This window comes from Acidithiobacillus sp. (assembly GCF_027322205.1).
Lineage (GTDB): Bacteria > Pseudomonadota > Gammaproteobacteria > Acidithiobacillales > Acidithiobacillaceae > Acidithiobacillus.
The window spans coordinates 78,686-97,140 of sequence record NZ_DAHVHY010000001.1; the positions used below are offsets into that span (position 1 = coordinate 78,686).

General features: G+C 58.3%; 23 protein-coding genes. 4 read left to right on the forward strand and 19 right to left on the reverse strand.

Annotation, left to right across the window (positions count from 1 at the left end; all coding sequences use genetic code 11):
* On the forward strand, nucleotides 1-837 hold the full coding sequence (locus M7F93_RS00395; RefSeq protein ID WP_298167314.1) for an SPOR domain-containing protein: 837 nt from the start codon (nucleotides 1-3) through the stop codon (nucleotides 835-837).
* On the opposite strand, the gene M7F93_RS00400 is transcribed toward M7F93_RS00395, so the two are convergent.
* Nucleotides 800-1,270 carry a YbjN domain-containing protein gene (locus M7F93_RS00400; RefSeq protein WP_298167317.1) on the reverse strand — a complete coding sequence of 157 codons (471 nt, stop codon included), beginning with the start codon at nucleotides 1,268-1,270 and terminating at the stop codon, nucleotides 800-802. The two genes, M7F93_RS00395 and M7F93_RS00400, sit on opposite strands and share 38 nt — an antisense overlap.
* Nucleotides 1,267-2,073 carry a 16S rRNA (adenine(1518)-N(6)/adenine(1519)-N(6))-dimethyltransferase RsmA gene (rsmA, locus tag M7F93_RS00405; RefSeq protein ID WP_298167320.1) on the reverse strand — a complete coding sequence of 269 codons (807 nt, stop codon included), beginning with the start codon at nucleotides 2,071-2,073 and terminating at the stop codon, nucleotides 1,267-1,269. The genes M7F93_RS00400 and rsmA overlap by 4 nt, the downstream gene beginning before the upstream one ends.
* A 62-nt stretch (nucleotides 2,074-2,135) precedes the next feature.
* Between rsmA and M7F93_RS00410 the strand changes: the two genes are divergently transcribed.
* Nucleotides 2,136-2,690, forward strand: coding sequence for an HNH endonuclease (locus M7F93_RS00410; protein ID WP_298167321.1), 555 nt, complete (start codon nucleotides 2,136-2,138; stop codon nucleotides 2,688-2,690).
* A 27-nt stretch (nucleotides 2,691-2,717) separates the two neighbouring features.
* Here the strand turns inward: M7F93_RS00410 and pdxA are convergent, their stop codons facing one another.
* Genes pdxA through M7F93_RS00450 form a run of 8 tightly spaced genes read right to left on the reverse strand, consistent with a single transcriptional unit; the run spans nucleotide 2,718 to nucleotide 7,946 of the window.
* Nucleotides 2,718-3,719: a 4-hydroxythreonine-4-phosphate dehydrogenase PdxA gene (gene pdxA, locus M7F93_RS00415; RefSeq protein ID WP_298167324.1), complete on the reverse strand. Its 1,002-nt coding sequence runs from the start codon at nucleotides 3,717-3,719 to the stop codon at nucleotides 2,718-2,720.
* Nucleotides 3,716-3,979, reverse strand: coding sequence for an RNA-binding S4 domain-containing protein (locus M7F93_RS00420; RefSeq protein ID WP_298167327.1), 264 nt, complete (start codon nucleotides 3,977-3,979; stop codon nucleotides 3,716-3,718). The genes pdxA and M7F93_RS00420 overlap by 4 nt, the downstream gene beginning before the upstream one ends.
* A 2-nt stretch (nucleotides 3,980-3,981) precedes the next feature.
* Nucleotides 3,982-4,902, reverse strand: coding sequence for an ABC transporter ATP-binding protein (locus tag M7F93_RS00425; protein WP_298167330.1), 921 nt, complete (start codon nucleotides 4,900-4,902; stop codon nucleotides 3,982-3,984).
* Nucleotides 4,895-5,182 carry an STAS domain-containing protein gene (locus M7F93_RS00430; protein WP_298167333.1) on the reverse strand — a complete coding sequence of 96 codons (288 nt, stop codon included), beginning with the start codon at nucleotides 5,180-5,182 and terminating at the stop codon, nucleotides 4,895-4,897. The genes M7F93_RS00425 and M7F93_RS00430 overlap by 8 nt, the downstream gene beginning before the upstream one ends.
* A gap of 26 nt (nucleotides 5,183-5,208) precedes the next feature.
* Nucleotides 5,209-5,847, reverse strand: a complete 639-nt coding sequence (locus M7F93_RS00435; RefSeq protein WP_298167335.1) for an MlaC/ttg2D family ABC transporter substrate-binding protein — start codon at nucleotides 5,845-5,847, stop codon at nucleotides 5,209-5,211.
* Nucleotides 5,848-5,859: 12 nt separating this feature from the next.
* Complete coding sequence (gene mlaD / locus M7F93_RS00440) at nucleotides 5,860-6,321, reverse strand: outer membrane lipid asymmetry maintenance protein MlaD (protein WP_298167340.1); 462 nt, start codon at nucleotides 6,319-6,321, stop codon at nucleotides 5,860-5,862.
* Between the two features lie 14 nt (nucleotides 6,322-6,335).
* Nucleotides 6,336-7,118: a lipid asymmetry maintenance ABC transporter permease subunit MlaE gene (gene mlaE, locus M7F93_RS00445; protein WP_298167343.1), complete on the reverse strand. Its 783-nt coding sequence runs from the start codon at nucleotides 7,116-7,118 to the stop codon at nucleotides 6,336-6,338.
* 3 nt (nucleotides 7,119-7,121) lie between these two features.
* A complete protein-coding gene (locus M7F93_RS00450; protein WP_298167345.1) occupies nucleotides 7,122-7,946 on the reverse strand; it encodes an ABC transporter ATP-binding protein in 825 nt (274 codons plus the stop codon).
* A 309-nt stretch (nucleotides 7,947-8,255) separates the two neighbouring features.
* On the opposite strand from M7F93_RS00450, the gene speD reads away from it, so the two are divergent.
* Together speD and speE are read left to right on the forward strand one after the other, a co-directional pair.
* A complete protein-coding gene (gene speD / locus M7F93_RS00455; RefSeq protein WP_298167348.1) occupies nucleotides 8,256-8,657 on the forward strand; it encodes an adenosylmethionine decarboxylase in 402 nt (133 codons plus the stop codon).
* A gap of 125 nt (nucleotides 8,658-8,782) precedes the next feature.
* Nucleotides 8,783-9,619 carry a polyamine aminopropyltransferase gene (gene speE, locus M7F93_RS00460; RefSeq protein WP_298167351.1) on the forward strand — a complete coding sequence of 279 codons (837 nt, stop codon included), beginning with the start codon at nucleotides 8,783-8,785 and terminating at the stop codon, nucleotides 9,617-9,619.
* 26 nt (nucleotides 9,620-9,645) lie between these two features.
* On the opposite strand, the gene M7F93_RS00465 is transcribed toward speE, so the two are convergent.
* The 9 genes from M7F93_RS00465 to M7F93_RS00505 form a co-directional block, all read right to left on the reverse strand.
* Nucleotides 9,646-10,251, reverse strand: a complete 606-nt coding sequence (locus M7F93_RS00465) for a histidine phosphatase family protein (protein WP_298167354.1) — start codon at nucleotides 10,249-10,251, stop codon at nucleotides 9,646-9,648.
* A gap of 132 nt (nucleotides 10,252-10,383) precedes the next feature.
* Nucleotides 10,384-11,763, reverse strand: a complete 1,380-nt coding sequence (locus M7F93_RS00470) for a sigma 54-interacting transcriptional regulator (protein ID WP_298167357.1) — start codon at nucleotides 11,761-11,763, stop codon at nucleotides 10,384-10,386.
* A 5-nt stretch (nucleotides 11,764-11,768) separates the two neighbouring features.
* A complete protein-coding gene (locus tag M7F93_RS00475) occupies nucleotides 11,769-12,080 on the reverse strand; it encodes a hypothetical protein (RefSeq protein ID WP_298167359.1) in 312 nt (103 codons plus the stop codon).
* Nucleotides 12,070-13,584 (reverse strand): HAMP domain-containing sensor histidine kinase, encoded by a 1,515-nt coding sequence (locus M7F93_RS00480; protein ID WP_298167361.1) that lies wholly within the window; start codon nucleotides 13,582-13,584, stop codon nucleotides 12,070-12,072. The genes M7F93_RS00475 and M7F93_RS00480 overlap by 11 nt, the downstream gene beginning before the upstream one ends.
* 420 nt (nucleotides 13,585-14,004) lie before the next feature.
* Nucleotides 14,005-14,220 carry a hypothetical protein gene (locus tag M7F93_RS00485; RefSeq protein ID WP_298167363.1) on the reverse strand — a complete coding sequence of 72 codons (216 nt, stop codon included), beginning with the start codon at nucleotides 14,218-14,220 and terminating at the stop codon, nucleotides 14,005-14,007.
* A 493-nt stretch (nucleotides 14,221-14,713) separates the two neighbouring features.
* Entirely contained in the window at nucleotides 14,714-14,986 is a 273-nt protein-coding gene (locus M7F93_RS00490; protein ID WP_298167366.1) for an oxidative damage protection protein, read from the reverse strand.
* A gap of 128 nt (nucleotides 14,987-15,114) precedes the next feature.
* Complete coding sequence (gene mutY, locus M7F93_RS00495) at nucleotides 15,115-16,224, reverse strand: A/G-specific adenine glycosylase (RefSeq protein WP_298167369.1); 1,110 nt, start codon at nucleotides 16,222-16,224, stop codon at nucleotides 15,115-15,117.
* Complete coding sequence (locus M7F93_RS00500; RefSeq protein ID WP_298167372.1) at nucleotides 16,221-17,366, reverse strand: AsmA family protein; 1,146 nt, start codon at nucleotides 17,364-17,366, stop codon at nucleotides 16,221-16,223. The genes mutY and M7F93_RS00500 overlap by 4 nt, the downstream gene beginning before the upstream one ends.
* Before the next feature lie 124 nt (nucleotides 17,367-17,490).
* Nucleotides 17,491-18,455: phosphoenolpyruvate--protein phosphotransferase (locus M7F93_RS00505; protein WP_366144649.1), on the reverse strand; the 965-nt coding region annotated here is incomplete at its 5' end.

Consider the following 18,455-nt stretch of genomic DNA (forward strand, 5'->3'; position numbering starts at 1 on the left):
ATGCGCGATTACAAAAATCAAACCAGCCGCCCGCGAGCGCAGGAGCTGCGCTCGCCCATCACACCACGACGGCCGGTAGCGCCGGAAGAGGACACCGAGGAAACGCCACCCCCTCCGGCACGGCGCTGGCTTTGGGTGTTGTTGCTTCTGGTAATCATGCTCAGTGCAGGGGTCTGGTGGTGGATAGCACAGATTCCCATTACCACCGGCAGACTCGGTCTAATCAATACCGGGACAGGGCTGCCAGCGACGACCTCCAGCGATCGCGCACCGGTAGCCGCGCAGCAACAGCCTGTTAGCCCGGCAGCGACCAACCATTCAGCCTCCCCATCGGCTACCCCGGCTACCACACAAACTCCGGTAAACAGTCCACTCGCCGTCGCCACCCCCAGCAGTGCCACCGTGGCTTCTGCGACTTCCACCCGCAGCGGCGTCGACTTCAATTTTTACCAGATCCTGCCCAAGATGCATGTGGATATTCCTGCCGACATTCTCGGTAACGGCCCCGGTATTCCCAGTGCGGCGACTGCCAGCAGCATCAGCGTCGTTCACCAGCCAGTGACCATTCAGGTGGGCGCCTTCACCAACCGCGCCGCCGCCGTCGTCCTGCGCGATCGCCTCGCCCTGCTGGGGGTCAGCACCCAGATGGAAAAGGTGGAAGCCAGTCATAACAACACCCTCTACCGGCTCCGCACCGGCACCTTCGATTCTTTGGCAGCGGCACAGCCCACGCTCGCCAAAATCCGCGGCATGGGCATCACCCCGCTGCTGCTGGGCAGCGGGATCATCGGCTCCGGAGTCAATGGACCGCTGTCGCAGTCGTCTCCAACGCCCTGATCGCGGCAGCCGGGGTTTCCTGACCGCTCAGCACCCGGTTCAGCCCTGGCAGATAGTGGTTGATGGTCTCTACACCAATCAGCAGATAAGGGCGCAACAGAGTGGTACTCAACACAATGGCAGGTGCCTGGAGAATCGTCTTGAAGTTGATCTCCCCATCGTCCAGGTCCAGTTCAAAGTTACCCAGGGCCAATCCATAGTTGGCACGAGTCAGGAACTCCGCCACCGCCGGGCGTTTTCCCATGGTTATCTCCAGATTCTGGGGACGCAGGTAAAACAGGATACGCTCCCGTTCGCCATGCACATGGCAAAAAATGTCCAGAACACCATTTGGCACCTGCAATGCGCAGGTGAGGACCGGATAATCAGGCAGCATCTTCGCTTCCCATTCCAGCTCGGCAAACAATTTCTCAACAACTTCCAAATGATTCATGATCGGTTTCCCTGTTCAACTGTGGCCTCGGCGAGGCGAAAAAAGGCGGCCTGATCCAGCGTCTCGGCGCGGCAGCCGGGATCAATCTGCAAACCCTGCAAGTCATCCGCACTCAAAATGCCGCGCAGATTATTGGCGAGTGTCTTGCGGCGCTGGGCAAAGCTGGCAGCTACAATCCGCGCAAAAGGCGCCTGCAAGCGGAGTGGTAGCAACCCTGGACGGTGCGGCACCAAACGCATGAAGGCCGAGTCCACCTTGGGCACCGGGAAGAAATTGCCGGGGGCCACCGTGAACAGGGATTCCACCGCGCAATGCGCCTGTATCATCACCGAAAGCCGTCCGTAAGCTTTGGTTCCCGGCACCGCCACCATGCGGTCTACCACCTCTTTTTGCAGCATGAAGTGCATATCCTGCACCCGTTCCGCATGCTCCAGTATATGAAAAATCAGCGGCGTCGCCACGTTGTAGGGCAGGTTACCGACTACCCGCAGGACATTCCCGGCGCCAGCCAGTGCCGCGAAATCGACCTCCAGCGCATCGGCCTGCATGACCTGTAGCCGCTCCGGCGGCGCGAGCGCGCGTAAACCGGCAATCATATCCCGGTCCAACTCCACCACCGTCAACTGCGGCAAGAGGCGCAGCAGAGCCCTGGTCAGCACCCCCGGCCCCGGCCCGATCTCCACCAGTTGATCGCCGGGCATGGGGCGAATAGCCGCCACAATACGCTCAACGATCTGCGGCTGAACCAGAAAATTCTGCCCAAACCGTTTTTTTGCGTGTGGCAGGCGCCCCTCTTGCACCATCAGCAGCCCTTCATGCTATATTCGACTGACGCCTCTAGCAGGCAATACGAAACGGAAAGCCTATGCACCTCGTGCTGCGCCTTGACGTCGGTGGTCGTCCCATGGCCTGGGAAACCTGGGAAGAAGCCGCGGCTCATTATGTTCGGGGCAATGTTGCCTGGACACTGGGGGATCCTTTCTTTACCGCTCACGGCGGCATCTGCCGCCGCAGCGGCATCCTCTCGCAACTCGACATTCATCCGGTCATCGCCGTCCGTGGTCGCCATCAGGGCAAAATTCGGCCCCCGGCACTCTCCAACCAGACCTTGTTTCATCGCGACCACCATCTCTGCATGTACTGTGGCAAACACTTCCCCATCCGCGAACTCACCCGTGACCATATTATTCCCATCTCGCGCAAAGGCAGGGATATCTGGACCAACGTGGTGACCGCCTGTCGCAGTTGCAACAGCCACAAGGACAACCGCACCCCCGACGAGGCGCACATGCCGCTGCTCGCGGTGCCCTTCACCCCGACTTGGGCGGAGTATCTGCTGCTCAGCAATCGGCGCATTCTCGCCGATCAGATGGAGTTCCTGATCGCCCAGGTGCCGGAAGGACGCAGTCGCATCTTTTGATGAGGTGGCGGACCGAATCACGGGGCGTCAACAGGCTGCGGCGCGCCGGTTACGGACGATCTCCACAGCAATATCCAGCGCCCGCAGCAGGCTGCCCCCTTCTGCCCGGCCGGTGCCTGCCACATCCAACGCCGTGCCATGGTCCACACTGGTACGCACAATGGGCAAACCCAAAGTTATATTTACCGCCTCACCAAAGGCATGGTACTTCAACACCGGCAGGCCCTGGTCATGGTACATGACCAGTACCGCATCGGCATCTTCCAGCAGGCGCGGGGTAAACAGGGTGTCGGCCGGCCACGGGCCGCTGACCCGCAGCCCTTCTCTCTGCAGGGTCGTTATCACTGGCGCAATGACATCCTGCTCCTCACGCCCCAGATGTCCACCCTCCCCGGCATGGGGATTCAGACCAGCGACTAAAATACGGGGTGCCAAGAGAGCGAAATCTTCGCACAAGGCCCGGTGCAGGAGGCGCAGTGTGCCCTCCAACCCTTCCGGGGTAATGGCTGCCGCCACTCGTGATAAAGGCAGGTGAGTCGTCGCCAGCGCCACCCGCAAGCCGCGACCGGCCAGCAGCATAACCACCTCGGGACTGCCACACGCTTCCGCGAGATATTCTGTATGCCCAGTAAAGAGAATCCCCGCGTCGTTGATGATGCCCTTGTGCACCGGAGCCGTTACCAGCGCATCCGCAGCGCCTGCCCGTAACAGGTGCATCGCTTTATCCAGGGTAGCTAGTACCGCCGGTGCATTAGCCGCATCCAGGTGGCCGGGGCGACAAGGCTGAGCCAGTGGTACGTCCAACACATGCAACACACCGTTTCCCGGCGCTGGCCAGGGATTGCCTTCCTGCCAGGGCTCCAGTCGCAGCGCCAAACCCAGAGTCAGGGCGCGGCTGCGCAGACAGTGCATATCGCCAATGAGCAGGACCCCGGAGGGCAAGGCGTGGCTGGCCAATTGCAGGCAAATATCCGGGCCGATGCCCGATGGTTCCCCCACCGTCAGCAACAAACGTGGCTCTGTGATCATTCCCCAGCCTCCTCCGGCAACACTTCCACTACTCCTTCCGGTCCTTCAATCCGCTGCGGAATACGCAAGACCCGCACCCGCATCAGTCGGTCGCGAATATCGATGGTCAGCACGTCACCCACCTGCACCAGCGCCCCCGCCTTAGCCATCCGACCATTGATCTGCACACACCCGGCATCACAGATTTCTTTGGCTAGGCTGCGGCGCTTGATCAGGCGTGACGTCTTGAGAAAAAGATCAAGACGCAAATGATCCGCCAAGCTTAGCGCCCTTGTCCGAGGATGTCCGTAAAAGCATCTTCCAGGCGCGGCTCCTGCAGGTGCAAATCGAGGATCTGGGCGGACAGTGTTTGCAATTGTGCCAGGACGTCTCCCAATGGGTTTTTCTGCGCGTCAATCTTGAGTACCCTGGTATTTTCTGCGGCGCCGGTCATCAATTCCGCCAATTCAGGAGGGAGCGTCCCAGGATCGCGGTCAAAGGTCACCGTCAGCACCCGCCAACTGGAGGCGCGCAGCAATTCATCCTTGCTGTCCAAAGCAACGATTCGCCCCTGCTGGAGAATGGCGATCCGCTGACAGAGTTCCTCGGCCTCTTCCAGATAATGGGTGGTGAGAATGACCGTATGACCCTCTTCATTATAGCGCCGCATAAAACGCCAGAGGCCCTGACGCAGTTCCACATCCACCCCAGCGGTCGGCTCGTCCAGCACCACCACCGGGGGCCTGTGCACCAAAGCCTGGGCGATGAGCACCCGTCGCTTCATGCCGCCGGATAAAGCGCGCAAATTGGCATTGGCCTTGTCCGTCAGATCCAGCTCCGCCATCAGCTCATCAAGCCAGTTATCATTGTGACGCAAGCCAAAATAGCCGGATTGCATGCGCAGAAATTCGCGCACGGTAAAAAAGGGATCGTAGGCCAACTCCTGGGGCACGACCCCCAGCAACTGACGGCTCCGGCGAAAATCCCGCTCCACATCAAAGCCGAAGATTTCTGCCACCCCGCTCGAACGGCGCACAGTCCCGGCCAGGATATTGATCAGCGAAGATTTCCCCGCACCATTAGGACCCAGCAGACCCAAAAATTCTCCGGCATGCACATCCAGATCCACGCCCGCCAAGGCCAGATGGCCGCTGCCATAGGCTTTGCGCAACCCGACAATGTGAATAGCCAGGGAATCAGTCATGACACAGCGGCAAAATATCCTGCAGACGATACAAACTCGCCAAGTCTTGTAGTTTGGAAGACGCCCCGTGAATACGCAGCGCAATTCCGCGCTCTGTAGCCTGCTGGGTCCATTCCATCAGCATAGCGAGTGTAGCGCTGTCTGCAGCCTCCAACTCTGCGACGGAAATCTCCGTGCAGTCCTGGCCGTCTTTCGCCCATGCAAAGGAGCGAAGGGCTTTATCCAGTTGTGCCACTCGCCAGTCCCCCCGGAGGAACAGCCTGGGAGCGCCGTCAACCATCTGTCGCTCCCAGGAGGTCACTGTACTCAAGCGGCCGCCGCCATTTTGCCTGGTGCGCTACTCCCACCATCCTTGGCCCTCATATCCTGCAGCAGCGCCGGGATACCGCGACTTGCGGCAATCTGCCCGAAGCTCTGACGATAGTTCAGCACCATACTGACCCCATCAATATAGGTGTTGTAGATCCGCCAGGCGTTGTTGGTATACAGCAGAGCATAAATCACCGGAACATCCGGACCACCACCGTTCTGACGAATAATCATATTCACTTGCGCCACCGGCGGATTCTGGGAGATCTGCTGGCTGCCAGTGATTTTTACCGTCTGCCCGTGATAATGATTGAGTGAATTACTGTAGGTACGCACCAGCAACTCCTTGAACAGCACCACAAATTCCCGCTGCTGGACCGGGCTCATCTGCCGCCAGTACCGCGCCATCACATATTGCGACATAGTGGTGAAATCCATGTGCGGCAAGACGATATCCGCCACATCCTTCTTTACGGTCGGCGTGAGGGGCTTGCCTTCATTAGCGCGCAATACCTTGAGTACGCTATTGGTAAGCTGCTCAACAACGGCTACCGCCCCCTGCGTGTCTTCTGCCGCAACAGGTAACGTCCAGGCCAGCAAAAAAAATGCCAGCGAAATCAAAGAAATTTGACGCATACAGAATCCTCCCTATTTGCTGCCCGAGGCCTTGTTAAAGACCATCTGGCCGATAAGCTGATCAAGATTGACAGCACTTTGCGTCATGGTAATGGTACTACCCGGCTTCAGATTCTGTGGCATCCCACCCGGCTGAATAGCCACATACTGCTCTCCCAAAAGTCCTGCAGTGTAGATGGACGCTCCCGTATCCATCGGCAACTTTACCTTCGGTTCGATGCGCATGGTCACATTCGCCATGAAGGTCTTGGGGTTCATGCCGATGTGGGTCACCTCACCAATCGTGACACCGCCCAGCCTGACAGGGCTGCGCACCTTCAAGCTGCCCACATTGGAGAAATCCGCATGCAGGACATAACCGTCATTGTAGGCGAAACCGGAGAGGTTCCCGACACGCAGTGCCAACACCACCAAAGCAGCGATGCCGAGGAGCACAAAGATACCCACCCACCAGTCTATCGCCCGTTTTTCCATGCGCCGTCTACCCCTTAGGTGAATAACAAAGCCGTGAGAATGAAATCGAGACCCAGCACCGCCAGTGATGCCGTCACCACGCTGCGCGTCGTGGCATTACCCACGCCTTCCGCAGTCGGCTGTGCCGCGTAACCCTGCCAGGCGGCGATCCAGGTCACCACCAGTCCAAAGCAAAGGGCTTTGAACAGACCGGTCAGGATATCGCCGGAAAACGTCACATTGGACTGCATCTGCGCCCAAAAAGTGCCGCCATCCACACCCAGCACCGGCACCGAAATGAGGTATCCACCAAAGATACCGACCAGATCAAAAATAACGCAGAGTATAGGCACGACAATGATCCCCGCCCAGAGGCGGGGCGCCACGACCCAGGCAAACGGGTTGACCGCCATCATTTCCATGGCGCTTAACTGCTCCGTCGCCTTCATGGAACTGATTTCGGCGGTCAGCGCCGACCCCGCCCGCCCGGCGAAGAGCAGCGCCGTCAGCACCGGCCCCAGTTCGCGCAGGAGCGACAGGGCGACCAGGGTACCCAGTGCCGAAGTCGCGCCAAAGCGCACCAGTGCGTAATAGCCCTGAAAGCCCAGCACCATACCCGTGAAGAAAGCGGCGATCATCATCAGCAGCAGTGATCGCACTCCAAAGCCGTACACCTGCTTGAGCAGCTGCTGAATGCTGAAATGGCGGTTGAGCACCGCCACCAAACTCCGCAGCAAAAAACGGGTCGCGGCACCCAGGTTGGGAATCGTCAGCAATACCCGCCGCCCCAGATTCGGCACAAAGTCCAGAAAGGCCATGATCTAAATCACCTCACCCGCTGCCACTGAACCTGTCAAAGCCGTCGCATAATCGTCTTTCGCGGGATAATGGAAGGGCACCGGCCCATCGGGCTGCCCGCCGAGAAATTGCCGGGCCAGTTCTGAATCACTGGCCCGCAAGGCTGCTGGCGAACCTTCCGCAATAATTTTGCCGCCCGCGAGGATATAACCATAATCCGCAATAGAAAAAGTCTCCTGCACATCGTGACTGACGAGAATACTGGTCGCACCCAGGGCATTATTGAGACGGCGGATCAGCGTCGCGATAATTCCCACACTGATGGGGTCCAAGCCGGTAAAGGGCTCATCGTAAAAAATCAGCATCGGGTCCATGACCACCGCACGGGCCAGCGCCACCCGCCGACCCATGCCGCCGGAGAGTTCGGCGGGCATCAATCCAGCCGCACCCCGCAATCCCACCGCCTCCAGCTTCATCAACACCAGTTTACGCAAGATACTCTCGCTCAGCCGGAAATGGCGGCGCAGCGGAAAAGCCACATTCTCAAAGGCGCTAAAATCGGTAAACAGGGCGCTGTGCTGAAAAAGCATGCCCATGCGGCGGCGTAATCGGTACACCCCCTCAAAATCCAGCGCCTGCAGATCCTGCCCCGCCACCCGTATGCGCCCGGACTGGGGCGCCAGGGTGCCGGCCATCAGATTCAGCATGGTCGTCTTGCCGCCACCGCTCGCACCCATGAGGGAGACGATAGCCCCTTGGGAAATACGCATATCCACCCCCGCCAGAACCATGTGCGGTCCCCGGGAAAAGTGCACGTTTTCCAGTTCGACAAGGGCCTCAGCGGCCATGGGTACTCTCTGCTTTTGCAATCATGGCGCACAGTATAAACCGAACGGTCAGCATGGGGCCAGAACGCAACACAAGAAGCGATGGGAAACGTACCTCGGCACCCGCAAAAAACCCTTGCATCCAAAGCATATAAGTGTATAGTTCGTCGTCTGTTTCCACGGCACCGAAAGCAGTTACTAAGGGGGTCAGTCCTTAAGAGACTTGGAGCAAGGCATCGTTCCAGCAAGGTAGGGCATAAAACCAAGTACTGTCTGGGGGTGCACGGGAGCTACTTCTTAACCTTTTTAACTTTGGTAAGGGGGGCACCTATGCGCTCATTGGGACATCAAATCGTTGCAGATTTTTATCACTGTGACGGCAGTACCTTGTCTGATGTTGATTATGTTACGGATGCCATGCTCGAGGCCGCCCGGCGTGCCAATTGCACCATCGTGACGCAAACGTTTCATCACTTCTCGCCCTACGGGGTGAGCGGCGCCGTTATCGTCGCCGAGTCACATCTGGCCATTCACACCTGGCCGGAATATGGGTACGCAGCGGTGGATATCTTCACCTGTGGCGATATCATCCAGCCTGAAGATGCCTTGAACCATCTCAAGGAAGCCTTCGGCGCCGGGCAGGTCTCCACCATGGAGATGAGGCGCGGGCAAGTGGATATGATGGGTGTTCCTGCCCATGAGTTGCGCGTCAAGCCGGTTCTCTGCGCTTGAAATGACGCAGCACAGCGGTAACGGGTGGGCCGGAGCAATTCGGTCCGCCCTTTTCTTCTGCTAGAATCTTCCGCAGAAGCCCCCGCAAGTACCCCACACCATCCCCAGCGTTGAGAGAGGCGGTTATGAGCACAGAACTGTGGTACACCGAGCGCTATGAGGAGCACGGCGCAGCATTGAGCCTGAAAATCCGCGAAGTCCTGCATCGTGAACAGAGTCCTTATCAGAACATCGAAATCTTCGAGACCGAACAGTTCGGCACCCTCATGACCCTGGATGGCCTGGTCATGGTCACTGACCGCGACAACTTTCTCTATCACGAAATGATGAGCCATCCGGCCCTCTTCACCCACCCGGCACCAAAGCGCGTGCTGATTATTGGCGGCGGCGACTGCGGCACCCTGCGCGAGGTGCTGCGCCACCGGGAAGTGGAAGAAGCCGTGCAGGTTGAGCTGGATGAGCGGGTCACCCGCGTCGCCGAGCGTTTCTTCCCGGATCTCTGTGAGAAAAACAAGGACCCGCGCGCCCATTTTCACTTTACGGACGGCATCGCCTGGGTCAAAGGGGCGGAGGCGGGACGCTATGATGTGATCATCGTCGACTCTACCGATCCGGTCGGACCGGCGGCAGGGCTTTTCGCCACGGACTTTTACGCGGCTTGTTATCATGCGCTGGCCAATCAGGGCGTGCTGGTGGCCCAGTCTGAATCTCCCCTGTTACATGCCGACCTGATCCGTCAGTGCCAGCAGCGCATGACGGAAGCAGGCTTTGACGCAGTGAACAGCGTATACTTCCCGCAGTTCTGCTATCCCTCCGGCTGGTGGAGCGGGACACTGGGACGCAAGGGCCTGGCCATGGATGCTTTCCGCACTGATGACGCTAACGCCTTTACCGGCACCCGTTACTACCACACAGGGATACACCAAGCCGCACAAGTCGCTCCCGCTTTTCTACTGCCCTGAACAGCCACTTCAGAGAAAGCACTGGATCAGCCAGCGCGCGGTCCGGTAACCAAGTGCTGCGGGCAGTAATTCCACAAACGCAGGGCGGGGACTTCATGCTCCCAACCCAGGCAAGAGATACTGCCCGGATCCAAGTGCAGATGATCACCAAAACACAGACCCAGCCCCAGCCAGCGGGTAGCCAACGCCCTCAGAATGTGGCCATGAGCAAAACACAACACATGACGGTGGCCCTTCTCATCCCATTCCTTTAGCAGCTCGTCGCAACGACCACTGACGGCTTCGGGGCTTTCACCCCCAGGGCCGCCACAACGGAAGACGCTCCATTCCGGATCTTCCCGGCGAATTTCGGCCGTCGTCATACCTTCATAACGACCATAACGCCACTCACAAAGCCCCCGATGCAATTCCGGATCGCTAAAACCTGCAAGAATGGCGGTATGGTGGGCGCGCTGCATAGGGCTGGAGTAAATACCATCAAAATGCCCCTGTTCCACAAAGAATTCCCAGAGCGCTTGCGCGTCTGCCCGCCCCTCCGCCGTCAATGCCACATCGGTCACCGAGGTATGTTTGCCGCTATCTGACCACTCCGTCATGCTGTGCCGCACCAGGGTGATAGATTCTATCTTCATGAAAAGTCTCCAGAAGGTGATGCTCGTTCTTCTTAACTATAAGAACTTGAACATCTGTGCATCTTGATAGCGCCGACCATTCCCTGAACCAGCAGTTTTTCCGGCCGATTCTTCAGCGCATCGGGTGATCCACTATACCTCCGCTTCGCCTTCATCGCTGCCCGTTTCTTTGAAGGCAGCGGGGTCCAGGTGATAGCGGCGCAGCAGGCGATAAAACTCCGTTCGGTTGCGCTGCGCCAATTGTGCGGCCTGACTCACGTTGCCCCGGGTCATGCGCATAATCTGGATCAGGTAATGCATTTCGAAACGGCCCTTGGCATCAGCCAGGGGCATGACTTCACCCTCTCTGTCGCGCAGAGCGTGACGAATGAGGGGCGCACCGATTCGCGGAGTGGTAGACAGCACCACCGCCTGTTCAATGACATTGGCCAGTTGCCGGACATTACCCGGCCAGGGCGCTCCCACCAGCAACTCCATGGCCTCCGGCGCGATACCACGGACATCCTTGCGATTCTTGGCCGCCGTATCGCGTAAAAAAAACTCGGCCAGCAGCGGGATATCCTCGGGGCGCTCAGCCAGAGCAGGCAACTCCAGAGTCACCACACAAAGGCGATAATAGAGATCATCCCGGAACCGCCGGGCAGCCATCTCCTGCTCCAGATCCCGGTGACTCGCAGAGATGATCCGCACATCCACGGCAATGCTCTCGGTGGCGCCAACGGGGCGGATTACCCGTTCCTGCAAGGCACGTAGCAGCTTGACCTGTAAGGAGAGGGGCATATCGCCGATCTCATCGAGAAAAAGTGTGCCGCCCTCCGCCGCCTGAAACAACCCCTGATGATTATTGGCAGCGCCGGTAAAGGCGCCCTTTTTATGCCCGAAGAGTTCTGATTCCAGGAGTTGTTCGGGAAAAGCCGCACAGTTGAGTGCGATAAAGGCCTGATTGCGGCGCGGGCTGGCCTGATGAATGGCTTGCGCCAGTAACTCCTTACCCGTACCGCTGGCACCATGTACAAAAACACTGGCATCAGACGCCGCTACCAGACGCGCCTGATCCAGCACCGTCTGCATTTTGGGGCTGCGGGTCAGGATACGATCCCAACTGGAGTCCCTGCCCTTCTTACCCGAAGAGGGCAGAACCGCCGCGGTCAGGTTGAAGGCGCGCTCCACCTGCGCCATCAGATCCTTGCCATCAAAGGGCTTGGTGAGGAAGGCAAAGACACCCTGATCCGCCGCCAGCAAAGCATCGGGAATGGAACCATGGGCAGTGAGGATGATGACGGGCAAGGTCGGGTAGTCGCGGCGGATGGCGTCCAGTAGTGCCATCCCGTCCATCTCATCCATTTTGAGATCGGTGATGACCAAAGACGGATGCTCCATCGCCAGCACCGACAGCGCCTCGTTCCCACTGGCAGCAGTACTGACGGTATAGCCAGCCGTTTTCATGCGCAGGGACAGCAGACGCAGGAGATCAGCGTCATCATCTACCAGCAAAATTCTGCCCTTTTCCATTTGGTTTAGTGCCCCTGCGGTAAGCGCGCGTTTTTTTCGATCTGTACCAGTTCATTAAGCTTCTTGCGCAACTCCATCTCGCGCTGCTGGGACTGGGCGAGCCGGTTTTGCAAATCATTCACCCGGGCTTCCAGCTTCTGGTAGCCCGGATCACCCGCACGGGCATCAGAAAGCTGCTTGCTCAGGCTGGCGGCTTCCGTCTTTTCGGAACTACAACTCGCGGCCACTGGAGTGATTTTTTCCAATGCGCCAATACGCGCCTGCAAGGCGGCCAAGGTGCTGGCCTGTATGACCTGCTCACCCGGCTTAAGCGTCACGGTGTTTGGAGAGATGGGCAATGGTGTCGTCGCGCAACCCGCCAGGGTTAGCACGGCGAGCACCGTGGGGACCAGAATGATCTGTAATCGGCAGGCGCAACCGGAAGCAGGCCCCTGGCGTTTCTTTATCCAGCAATTCAAGACTTCCCCCATAACTCAGTACATACTCTCTGGCGATGGCCAGTCCCAACCCGCTGCCCTCGATCTTCCCGGCATCCGAGGCCTCGCCCCGGTAGAGAATATCGAAAATCTTTTCGCGCTCTTCGGGCGCCACACCCGGCCCCTCATCCTGAACATCAAGGACCGCTTGTTCGTCCTGTACCTGCAAATATATCCGTATGGTAGCGTTTTGCGGCGAGAATTTCACGCCATTTGACAACAAATTATCGCAAATAGTCCGCAGACGGTCTTCATGACCACGCACCTGCACATCGGCCAGATCCGTGACCAAATGCAGGGATTTGCTGCGCAGGCTGGGCTTATAGCTCAACAGCAGATCCTCCACAACCGCTGTCAGGGAGACATCCTGCACCATACCCGCACCCACTGGACCCTCGGCCAGGCTGAAACGCAGGAGATCCTCAATCAGTCGCTGCAGACGCAGGCTGTTATCGCGAACGATATGCACGATCTCCTGCTGTTCGTCAGCACCCAGTTCATGGCCCAGGTCCTCCTGGAGCAGTTCTGCGCCCTCACGAATGGCCGTCAGCGGCGTCTTCAACTCATGGGAAAGCTGCCGCAGGAAATGCAGTTTGGCCGCCTCCAATGCATTGAGCCGGTTACGCAACCACTCCAGACGATCGCCCAGACTGGCAATATCCCGCGGTCCCTGCACAGCGATGGGCGTTTCCAGATCGCCATCACCGAGACCGGAAACCGCCTGGTCAAGACGCCGGATGGGACGGGTGATCAACACGATAAATAGAATCGCAAAGGCAATGGAGAGCGGCAACACCAGCAGCACTTCCACAATGGTCAGACGCTTGATCGCCAGTGCCCGCGTGCCCAGCTTGGCCACCTCGGTGCTGATGCCTTCATTGACATCGCTTTGCAGGTGTTGCGCCTCAGCGCTGGCACGACTGAAGTCACTCTCCAGTGCATTGCGATTTCCCTCTAACGACACCAGCGGCAACAACTGGCGGGCATGAGCCAGATGATCAGCCAGCCGTTGAAGGCGTCGTTGATCAACGGGAGACGGCCCGGCAGCAGCAAACCGGGCACTGGATTTCTTGTACTCCGAAAAACTCTGATCATAGAGCACCAGCAACGCCTGGTCCTGTAACACTGTATATTGCAGCCCGTAACGCTCCATGGATCGCACCGCGTTATTCATCCGGTTGGCGGCATCGCTCATAGCCACCGCGCGCAAAATACTCACCTGCCCCTGCTCGGCAAAGTGGGCAATAGAAATGGTCACACTGACGATGACCAGCACCAGCGGCACAATGACCAGACCAAAACCAATGACGGCCAGCTTGGAAATGGAACTGGGGCGTAATGCCATAGGCCAGCAGGCTCCGACGAAGAAAAAGAGTCTCAGCGTAGATTCGTAGGCTGGAAAGTGCAAGGGCTGCCGCCCCATGTGCAACCGAACAGGTAAAAAAGTAAACCCTTGGAGCCACACGGATGCCGCTTAGCCCTTATGAGAACCGGTTGAAGTGAGCATCCCTAAACAGGCCATCCAGACAGGAGGGCACTTACATACGGTTTACATTGCTTATGCATGTGCTCTTCCCCAGTCAGCGACCGATGACGACGCGCCGTGCCAGCGGCTCATGTCATATGGGATTCTGCGTTATGCATTTTAGCGGGGATAATGCTGAACACTGCAAATCGCAGACATCAAAAAACCCGGGGTTTACACCCCGGGTTTAGAAATCAGCACTCAACAGGTCAAGCCGCAGAGGCGCAACCTGATAAATCATCAGGCCGCAGGCTTGGCCTTCTTCTCCATCATTTTGTGCTCAGGAGCCTTTCTCTCGATCTTCCTGTGCTCGATTTTCTTGTGCTCGACCTTCTTCTCCATCACTTTGTGCTCCATGGTCTTTTCCGGGGCCTTTGCGGCGGGGACTTCGGTGGCAAAAGCAGCAGTGGCCGTCAGGAAAGACAGCGCAGCAGTCAGGGCAACAATCTTCTTCATTGGTAAGCTCTCCTCAAAAAGTGGTTTCAGTTTCCGCGTTCGGCGGTGCCGTTTTTCGACAGCGAAGAGGTATAAGCACGAGCCGTGCCAATATTTATCAGCATGTTTTTATTGCTTATTATTTTTACTCCCGCGTGGGAGAGCGTCGATGAGTCGCTTATGTCCGACCTGCAAGCAGGGGAGGGAACTGCCGCTTGGTTTTTTGGGGTGCAGGATAGGCGGCCTCTTTATACAAAAAATACTTTTACATACATAATGTTAACAAACAGCATGCGGGGACAACAGGCAGCAATGTACCGCCATTACCCGAGTAAAAACAGGGAATAGCACACACAGGAGAGAGGTTGCTGCGTCACCTTTAGGCGACAGAACTTGGCAGTCTTGCAATAACGATATGATCTGGCGCGCTTCGCGCCTGTCGTCCGACGACGACGCCAAGGTCTGCACGGATTGTGGGCGCTCCGGAAAGCACCCTGTAGACATCTAAGGTTATTTAAGGCGCAGGCGGTACGTAGCCTTCAGGTGCCTGGGCACCATCGCCAAAGAAATAGGCATCCATCTGTTTTTCCAGGAATGTCCGCGACTTGGGATCGATGGGAGAAAGACGGTATTCGTTGATGAGCATGGTCTGATGTTTGAGCCAGCCCTGCCAGGCTTCCTTAGAGACCTCTTGATAAATTCGCGCGCCAAGGGCGCCAGGATAAGGTGGACGATCAAGACCTTCGGCCTCGTGGCCGAGTTTTACGCACTGTACCATTCGTGACATAACAGAAGTTCCTCAATAATTCCGGGGTGGATAACGCTGTGTGGCTCTATATTACCTGAACTCACCGCTCAGGAATAAGCCACAGGGTATGGCTGCTTAACTGGGCGGCACACATAGCAAAAGAGAGATCAGCGACCTCCGCTTCTATCCCGTAGAATCCGACGGATGGGCGTGGGCAAGCCTTGTGTCAGAGCGTCTGCGGGGCGACACCAACGCAGAGTGGCTGCCGAATCCGCAACGGCGTTGTCCAAAACGCGCGCATGGGCACAGCGAAAACGCAACTGGAAGTGGGTAAAAACATGTTGCTGCTCTTCCTCTAATACCTTCAGTTGAAGACGCAGTCCCAGACGACGCGACCATGCCGCTTGCAAAGATTGCCGCACGGTAGGGGTGTCTTCCAGCGGATGCAGGATATCGCTACAAAGGATGGGGAATTCACCGCCATCGGGCGCGGCCTGAGGCAGACACCAGAGCCCGCCCCAGATGCCGGAATCCGGTCGCTTTTCCAGCAATATCTGCCCTTCCATATCCACGACCAGGAGAAAAAAGGCACAGCGCTGCGGTTTTGGGGGCCTGTTAACCGTCACGGGCAGGGCATGACTGCGTCCTTGGGCATGGGCCATACAACGGCTAGCCAAAGGGCAATTCGGGCAACGCGGCTGGCGTGGGGTACAGATCAGGGCACCGAGGTCCTGAATGGCTTGATTGTAGCCGTGGGCATCTTCAGGAGTAAGGGCACTGGCCAGTGTCCAAAGCCACTGCTGAGTCGCACTGACTTTCGGATCAGCTTCTATCGCATGGCTACGGATGAGCACGCGCCGGGCATTGGCGTCGAGGATGGCCTGTCTTTGCCCATAGGCGCTGGCGAGCACCGCCGCCGCCGTACTGCGGCCCACCCCCGGCAGGGTGACGGCTGCTTCGAGGGTATCGGGAAAGTGGCCGCCGAAGCCCGTGACCACCTCCTGCGCCGCGCGCTGGGCGTTGCGGGCTCGGGCGTAATAACCGAGCCCGCTCCACAGGGCAAGCACCTGATCCTGCGGCGCCGCTGCCAATGCCTGCCAGTTCGGCAAGGCTTGCAGAAAGCGGGCGTAATACGGTTTGGCGCTCTCCACCTGGGTTTGCTGCAACATGATTTCTGCAAGCCAGAGGCGATAGGGGTCGCGGGTCTGGCGCCACGGCAGGTCGTGGCGCCCGTGGCGGGCATACCAGTCCAGCAGAATTTCCGCGATGGGGATCATGGCCGCGCCTTGGAGACTGTGCTGCGAATAACCAGATCGCGGGCGCTAATTTTACCCCAAAGCAGCTTTGTGACGTGGATTTTGCCAGTGACTGGCCATTGCTGCGGCAGTGTGGGAAGCCGCGCCGCTTTGCCTGGTCGGGGAGCAGGCAGATAATGGCCGAGATTGAACTGCGCCACGCTCAGATTGACATGAATAGCCAGCGGTCTCCAGGTCCCGAATATTTTGCCCATCCAGACACTGTCATCCAACTCGCCCTGAGTGACAACCCACTGGAAATGGGGGCCATCTAACTGGACTGCGCCCGTCGACGTCAATCGTTGCAAAGCATTAGGGTCTGTCAGCTTCGGCAGAGAAAGCCCCCAGCGGGTAGCCAACCGGGGCAAGCGCCGGATAGTAATTTGATAGGCCAGATGACCCTGCAACGTCTTCCAGTTAAGACCCAGTGTTTGGACTTGGAGTGCCAGGTCATCCCCCGCTGTCAGCGCACCTTCCTGTACCGCAAGCTGGCTTTGTGCCATATTCAGACGCAACGCCTGCAAGCGCAACTGCGCCGGACCTTGCCCACGCGCTTGCCAACGGACGCGCAGCGCTGGCACGACCACGCCCTTTGCTGCGCTTTGGAGCGTTGGAATAGCCACCTGCAGGAGCGTCGGATCAATAGTTGTACCCACTTGCAAAGAAACCTTCCGCGCGAACACCGTAGGTGCCGGCGCCATCTCGACCGCAAAATGCCAGCGACCGCCTTTTCCCCGCCAGTGCCAGTCACCCGCCAACTGACTGAGACCCTTCGCCAACATCTGCCCATTCACGGCCGTTAGGGACAAGGTATGCCCCGCCACATTCGGCCAGCGCAGCGTGCCGTCGCGAATTATCATCTTGCCTGGCAGGGAAAGAGCAGCACCGCCAGCGCTACCACCGCCTTTCCATGGCCCGTCAAGCATGGGCGCATCCAGCACAATTTGCTGGAGTTTTATCTGACCGTGCAGGAGGGGGCGCCAGTCTAACGCCACCATGAGCCGACTGGCGCTGAACTGGGGGTGGGCCGCTGGACCGACGCGCAGACCCGGTAACGTAATCTGCAGTTCTTGTTTTCCCCAATGCCATTCCGGGTTGGTGGCGAGATATACTGGCTGCTGCAAGCGGGCAGCTAAAATCCTCTCTAAAACGTAGTAGGGGCCACCCACGAACCAAAACAGCACAACACCCGAAACAATGAGGATCAATACGACAATAACAGACGTCGCAATCCTGTGCAGGCTCAGCCTAACTATGCCCGCCCCCCCCCGTCAACACCGGTATTTCTCCGGAAAGCGCACGGGCAGCCAGAGCCTCGGCATCCGTAATGGTGGTCTGCCGGATCACTTCCTTGACCTCGGGAATAGCGCCGGGATACATACTGAATTCACGCAACCCCAATCCCAGCAGCAGCGCCGTAAAGGCCGGATTCGCGGCCATCTCGCCGCACATGGCCACGGGGATGCCCCGTGCATGACCCGCGGCGATGGTGTATTGAATCATCGCCAACACCCCGGCGTGCAGGGGGTCAAAGAGATCATTGACGTCATCATCACCGCGATCCACCGCCAGCGCGTACTGAATCAGATCGTTAGTACCGATGGAGAAAAAATCGGCCCGCCCGGCAAAGTAGTGTGCGGCCATCGCCACGGCAGGCACTTCCACCATAATCCCCATAGGCATATCCGGGTCGTAGTTATACCCTTCGGCGCGCAATTCTGCCTGCAACTCGCTGACCAGCGCCCGGGTTTGCAGTAATTGCCCCATGCTGCTGAGCATGGGCAGCATCAGCCGTACCGGCCCCAGTGCCGAAGCCCGAAGAATGGCGCGCAGATGCGGCCGGAACCACTCCGGACGCCGCAGACAAAGACGCAGCCCACGCAAGCCAAGGGCCGGATTAAGCGCCACGTGGAGCCCGGCATCGTCATCGCGGAGGCCCTTGTCGGCACCAATGTCGAGAGAGCGGATCGTCACCGGTGCCCCATCCATTTGCCCGACTACTCGGGCAAATGCGTGGAACTGCTCTTCCTCATCCGGGATGTCCGGGCGATTCATGAAGAGAAACTCACTACGATAAAGGCCCACCCCATCGGCGTTCATACGCCGCACCATATCGGTATCGCCTGGCAATTCAATATTAGCGCGCAGATGAATAGACACCCCATCGGCGGTTATCGCGGGCAGGTCGCGCTGCTCTTCCAGGAGCCGCCGCC

Bases quoted from the DNA above. Each gene is read 5' to 3' on its own strand.
- M7F93_RS00395 (WP_298167314.1), top strand. From the start codon at position 1: ATGCGCGATTACAAAAATCAAACCAGCCGCCCGCGAGCGCAGGAGCTG.
- M7F93_RS00400 (WP_298167317.1), bottom strand. From the start codon at position 1,270: ATGAATCATTTGGAAGTTGTTGAGAAATTGTTTGCCGAGCTGGAATGG.
- rsmA (WP_298167320.1), bottom strand. From the start codon at position 2,073: ATGGTGCAAGAGGGGCGCCTGCCACACGCAAAAAAACGGTTTGGGCAG.
- M7F93_RS00410 (WP_298167321.1), top strand. From the start codon at position 2,136: ATGCACCTCGTGCTGCGCCTTGACGTCGGTGGTCGTCCCATGGCCTGG.
- pdxA (WP_298167324.1), bottom strand. From the start codon at position 3,719: ATGATCACAGAGCCACGTTTGTTGCTGACGGTGGGGGAACCATCGGGC.
- M7F93_RS00425 (WP_298167330.1), bottom strand. From the start codon at position 4,902: ATGACTGATTCCCTGGCTATTCACATTGTCGGGTTGCGCAAAGCCTAT.
- M7F93_RS00430 (WP_298167333.1), bottom strand. From the start codon at position 5,182: ATGGTTGACGGCGCTCCCAGGCTGTTCCTCCGGGGGGACTGGCGAGTG.
- M7F93_RS00435 (WP_298167335.1), bottom strand. From the start codon at position 5,847: ATGCGTCAAATTTCTTTGATTTCGCTGGCATTTTTTTTGCTGGCCTGG.
- mlaD (WP_298167340.1), bottom strand. From the start codon at position 6,321: ATGGAAAAACGGGCGATAGACTGGTGGGTGGGTATCTTTGTGCTCCTC.
- mlaE (WP_298167343.1), bottom strand. From the start codon at position 7,118: ATGGCCTTTCTGGACTTTGTGCCGAATCTGGGGCGGCGGGTATTGCTG.
- M7F93_RS00450 (WP_298167345.1), bottom strand. From the start codon at position 7,946: ATGGCCGCTGAGGCCCTTGTCGAACTGGAAAACGTGCACTTTTCCCGG.
- speD (WP_298167348.1), top strand. From the start codon at position 8,256: ATGCGCTCATTGGGACATCAAATCGTTGCAGATTTTTATCACTGTGAC.
- speE (WP_298167351.1), top strand. From the start codon at position 8,783: ATGAGCACAGAACTGTGGTACACCGAGCGCTATGAGGAGCACGGCGCA.
- M7F93_RS00465 (WP_298167354.1), bottom strand. From the start codon at position 10,251: ATGAAGATAGAATCTATCACCCTGGTGCGGCACAGCATGACGGAGTGG.
- M7F93_RS00470 (WP_298167357.1), bottom strand. From the start codon at position 11,763: ATGGAAAAGGGCAGAATTTTGCTGGTAGATGATGACGCTGATCTCCTG.
- M7F93_RS00480 (WP_298167361.1), bottom strand. From the start codon at position 13,584: ATGGCATTACGCCCCAGTTCCATTTCCAAGCTGGCCGTCATTGGTTTT.
- M7F93_RS00485 (WP_298167363.1), bottom strand. From the start codon at position 14,220: ATGAAGAAGATTGTTGCCCTGACTGCTGCGCTGTCTTTCCTGACGGCC.
- M7F93_RS00490 (WP_298167366.1), bottom strand. From the start codon at position 14,986: ATGTCACGAATGGTACAGTGCGTAAAACTCGGCCACGAGGCCGAAGGT.
- mutY (WP_298167369.1), bottom strand. From the start codon at position 16,224: ATGATCCCCATCGCGGAAATTCTGCTGGACTGGTATGCCCGCCACGGG.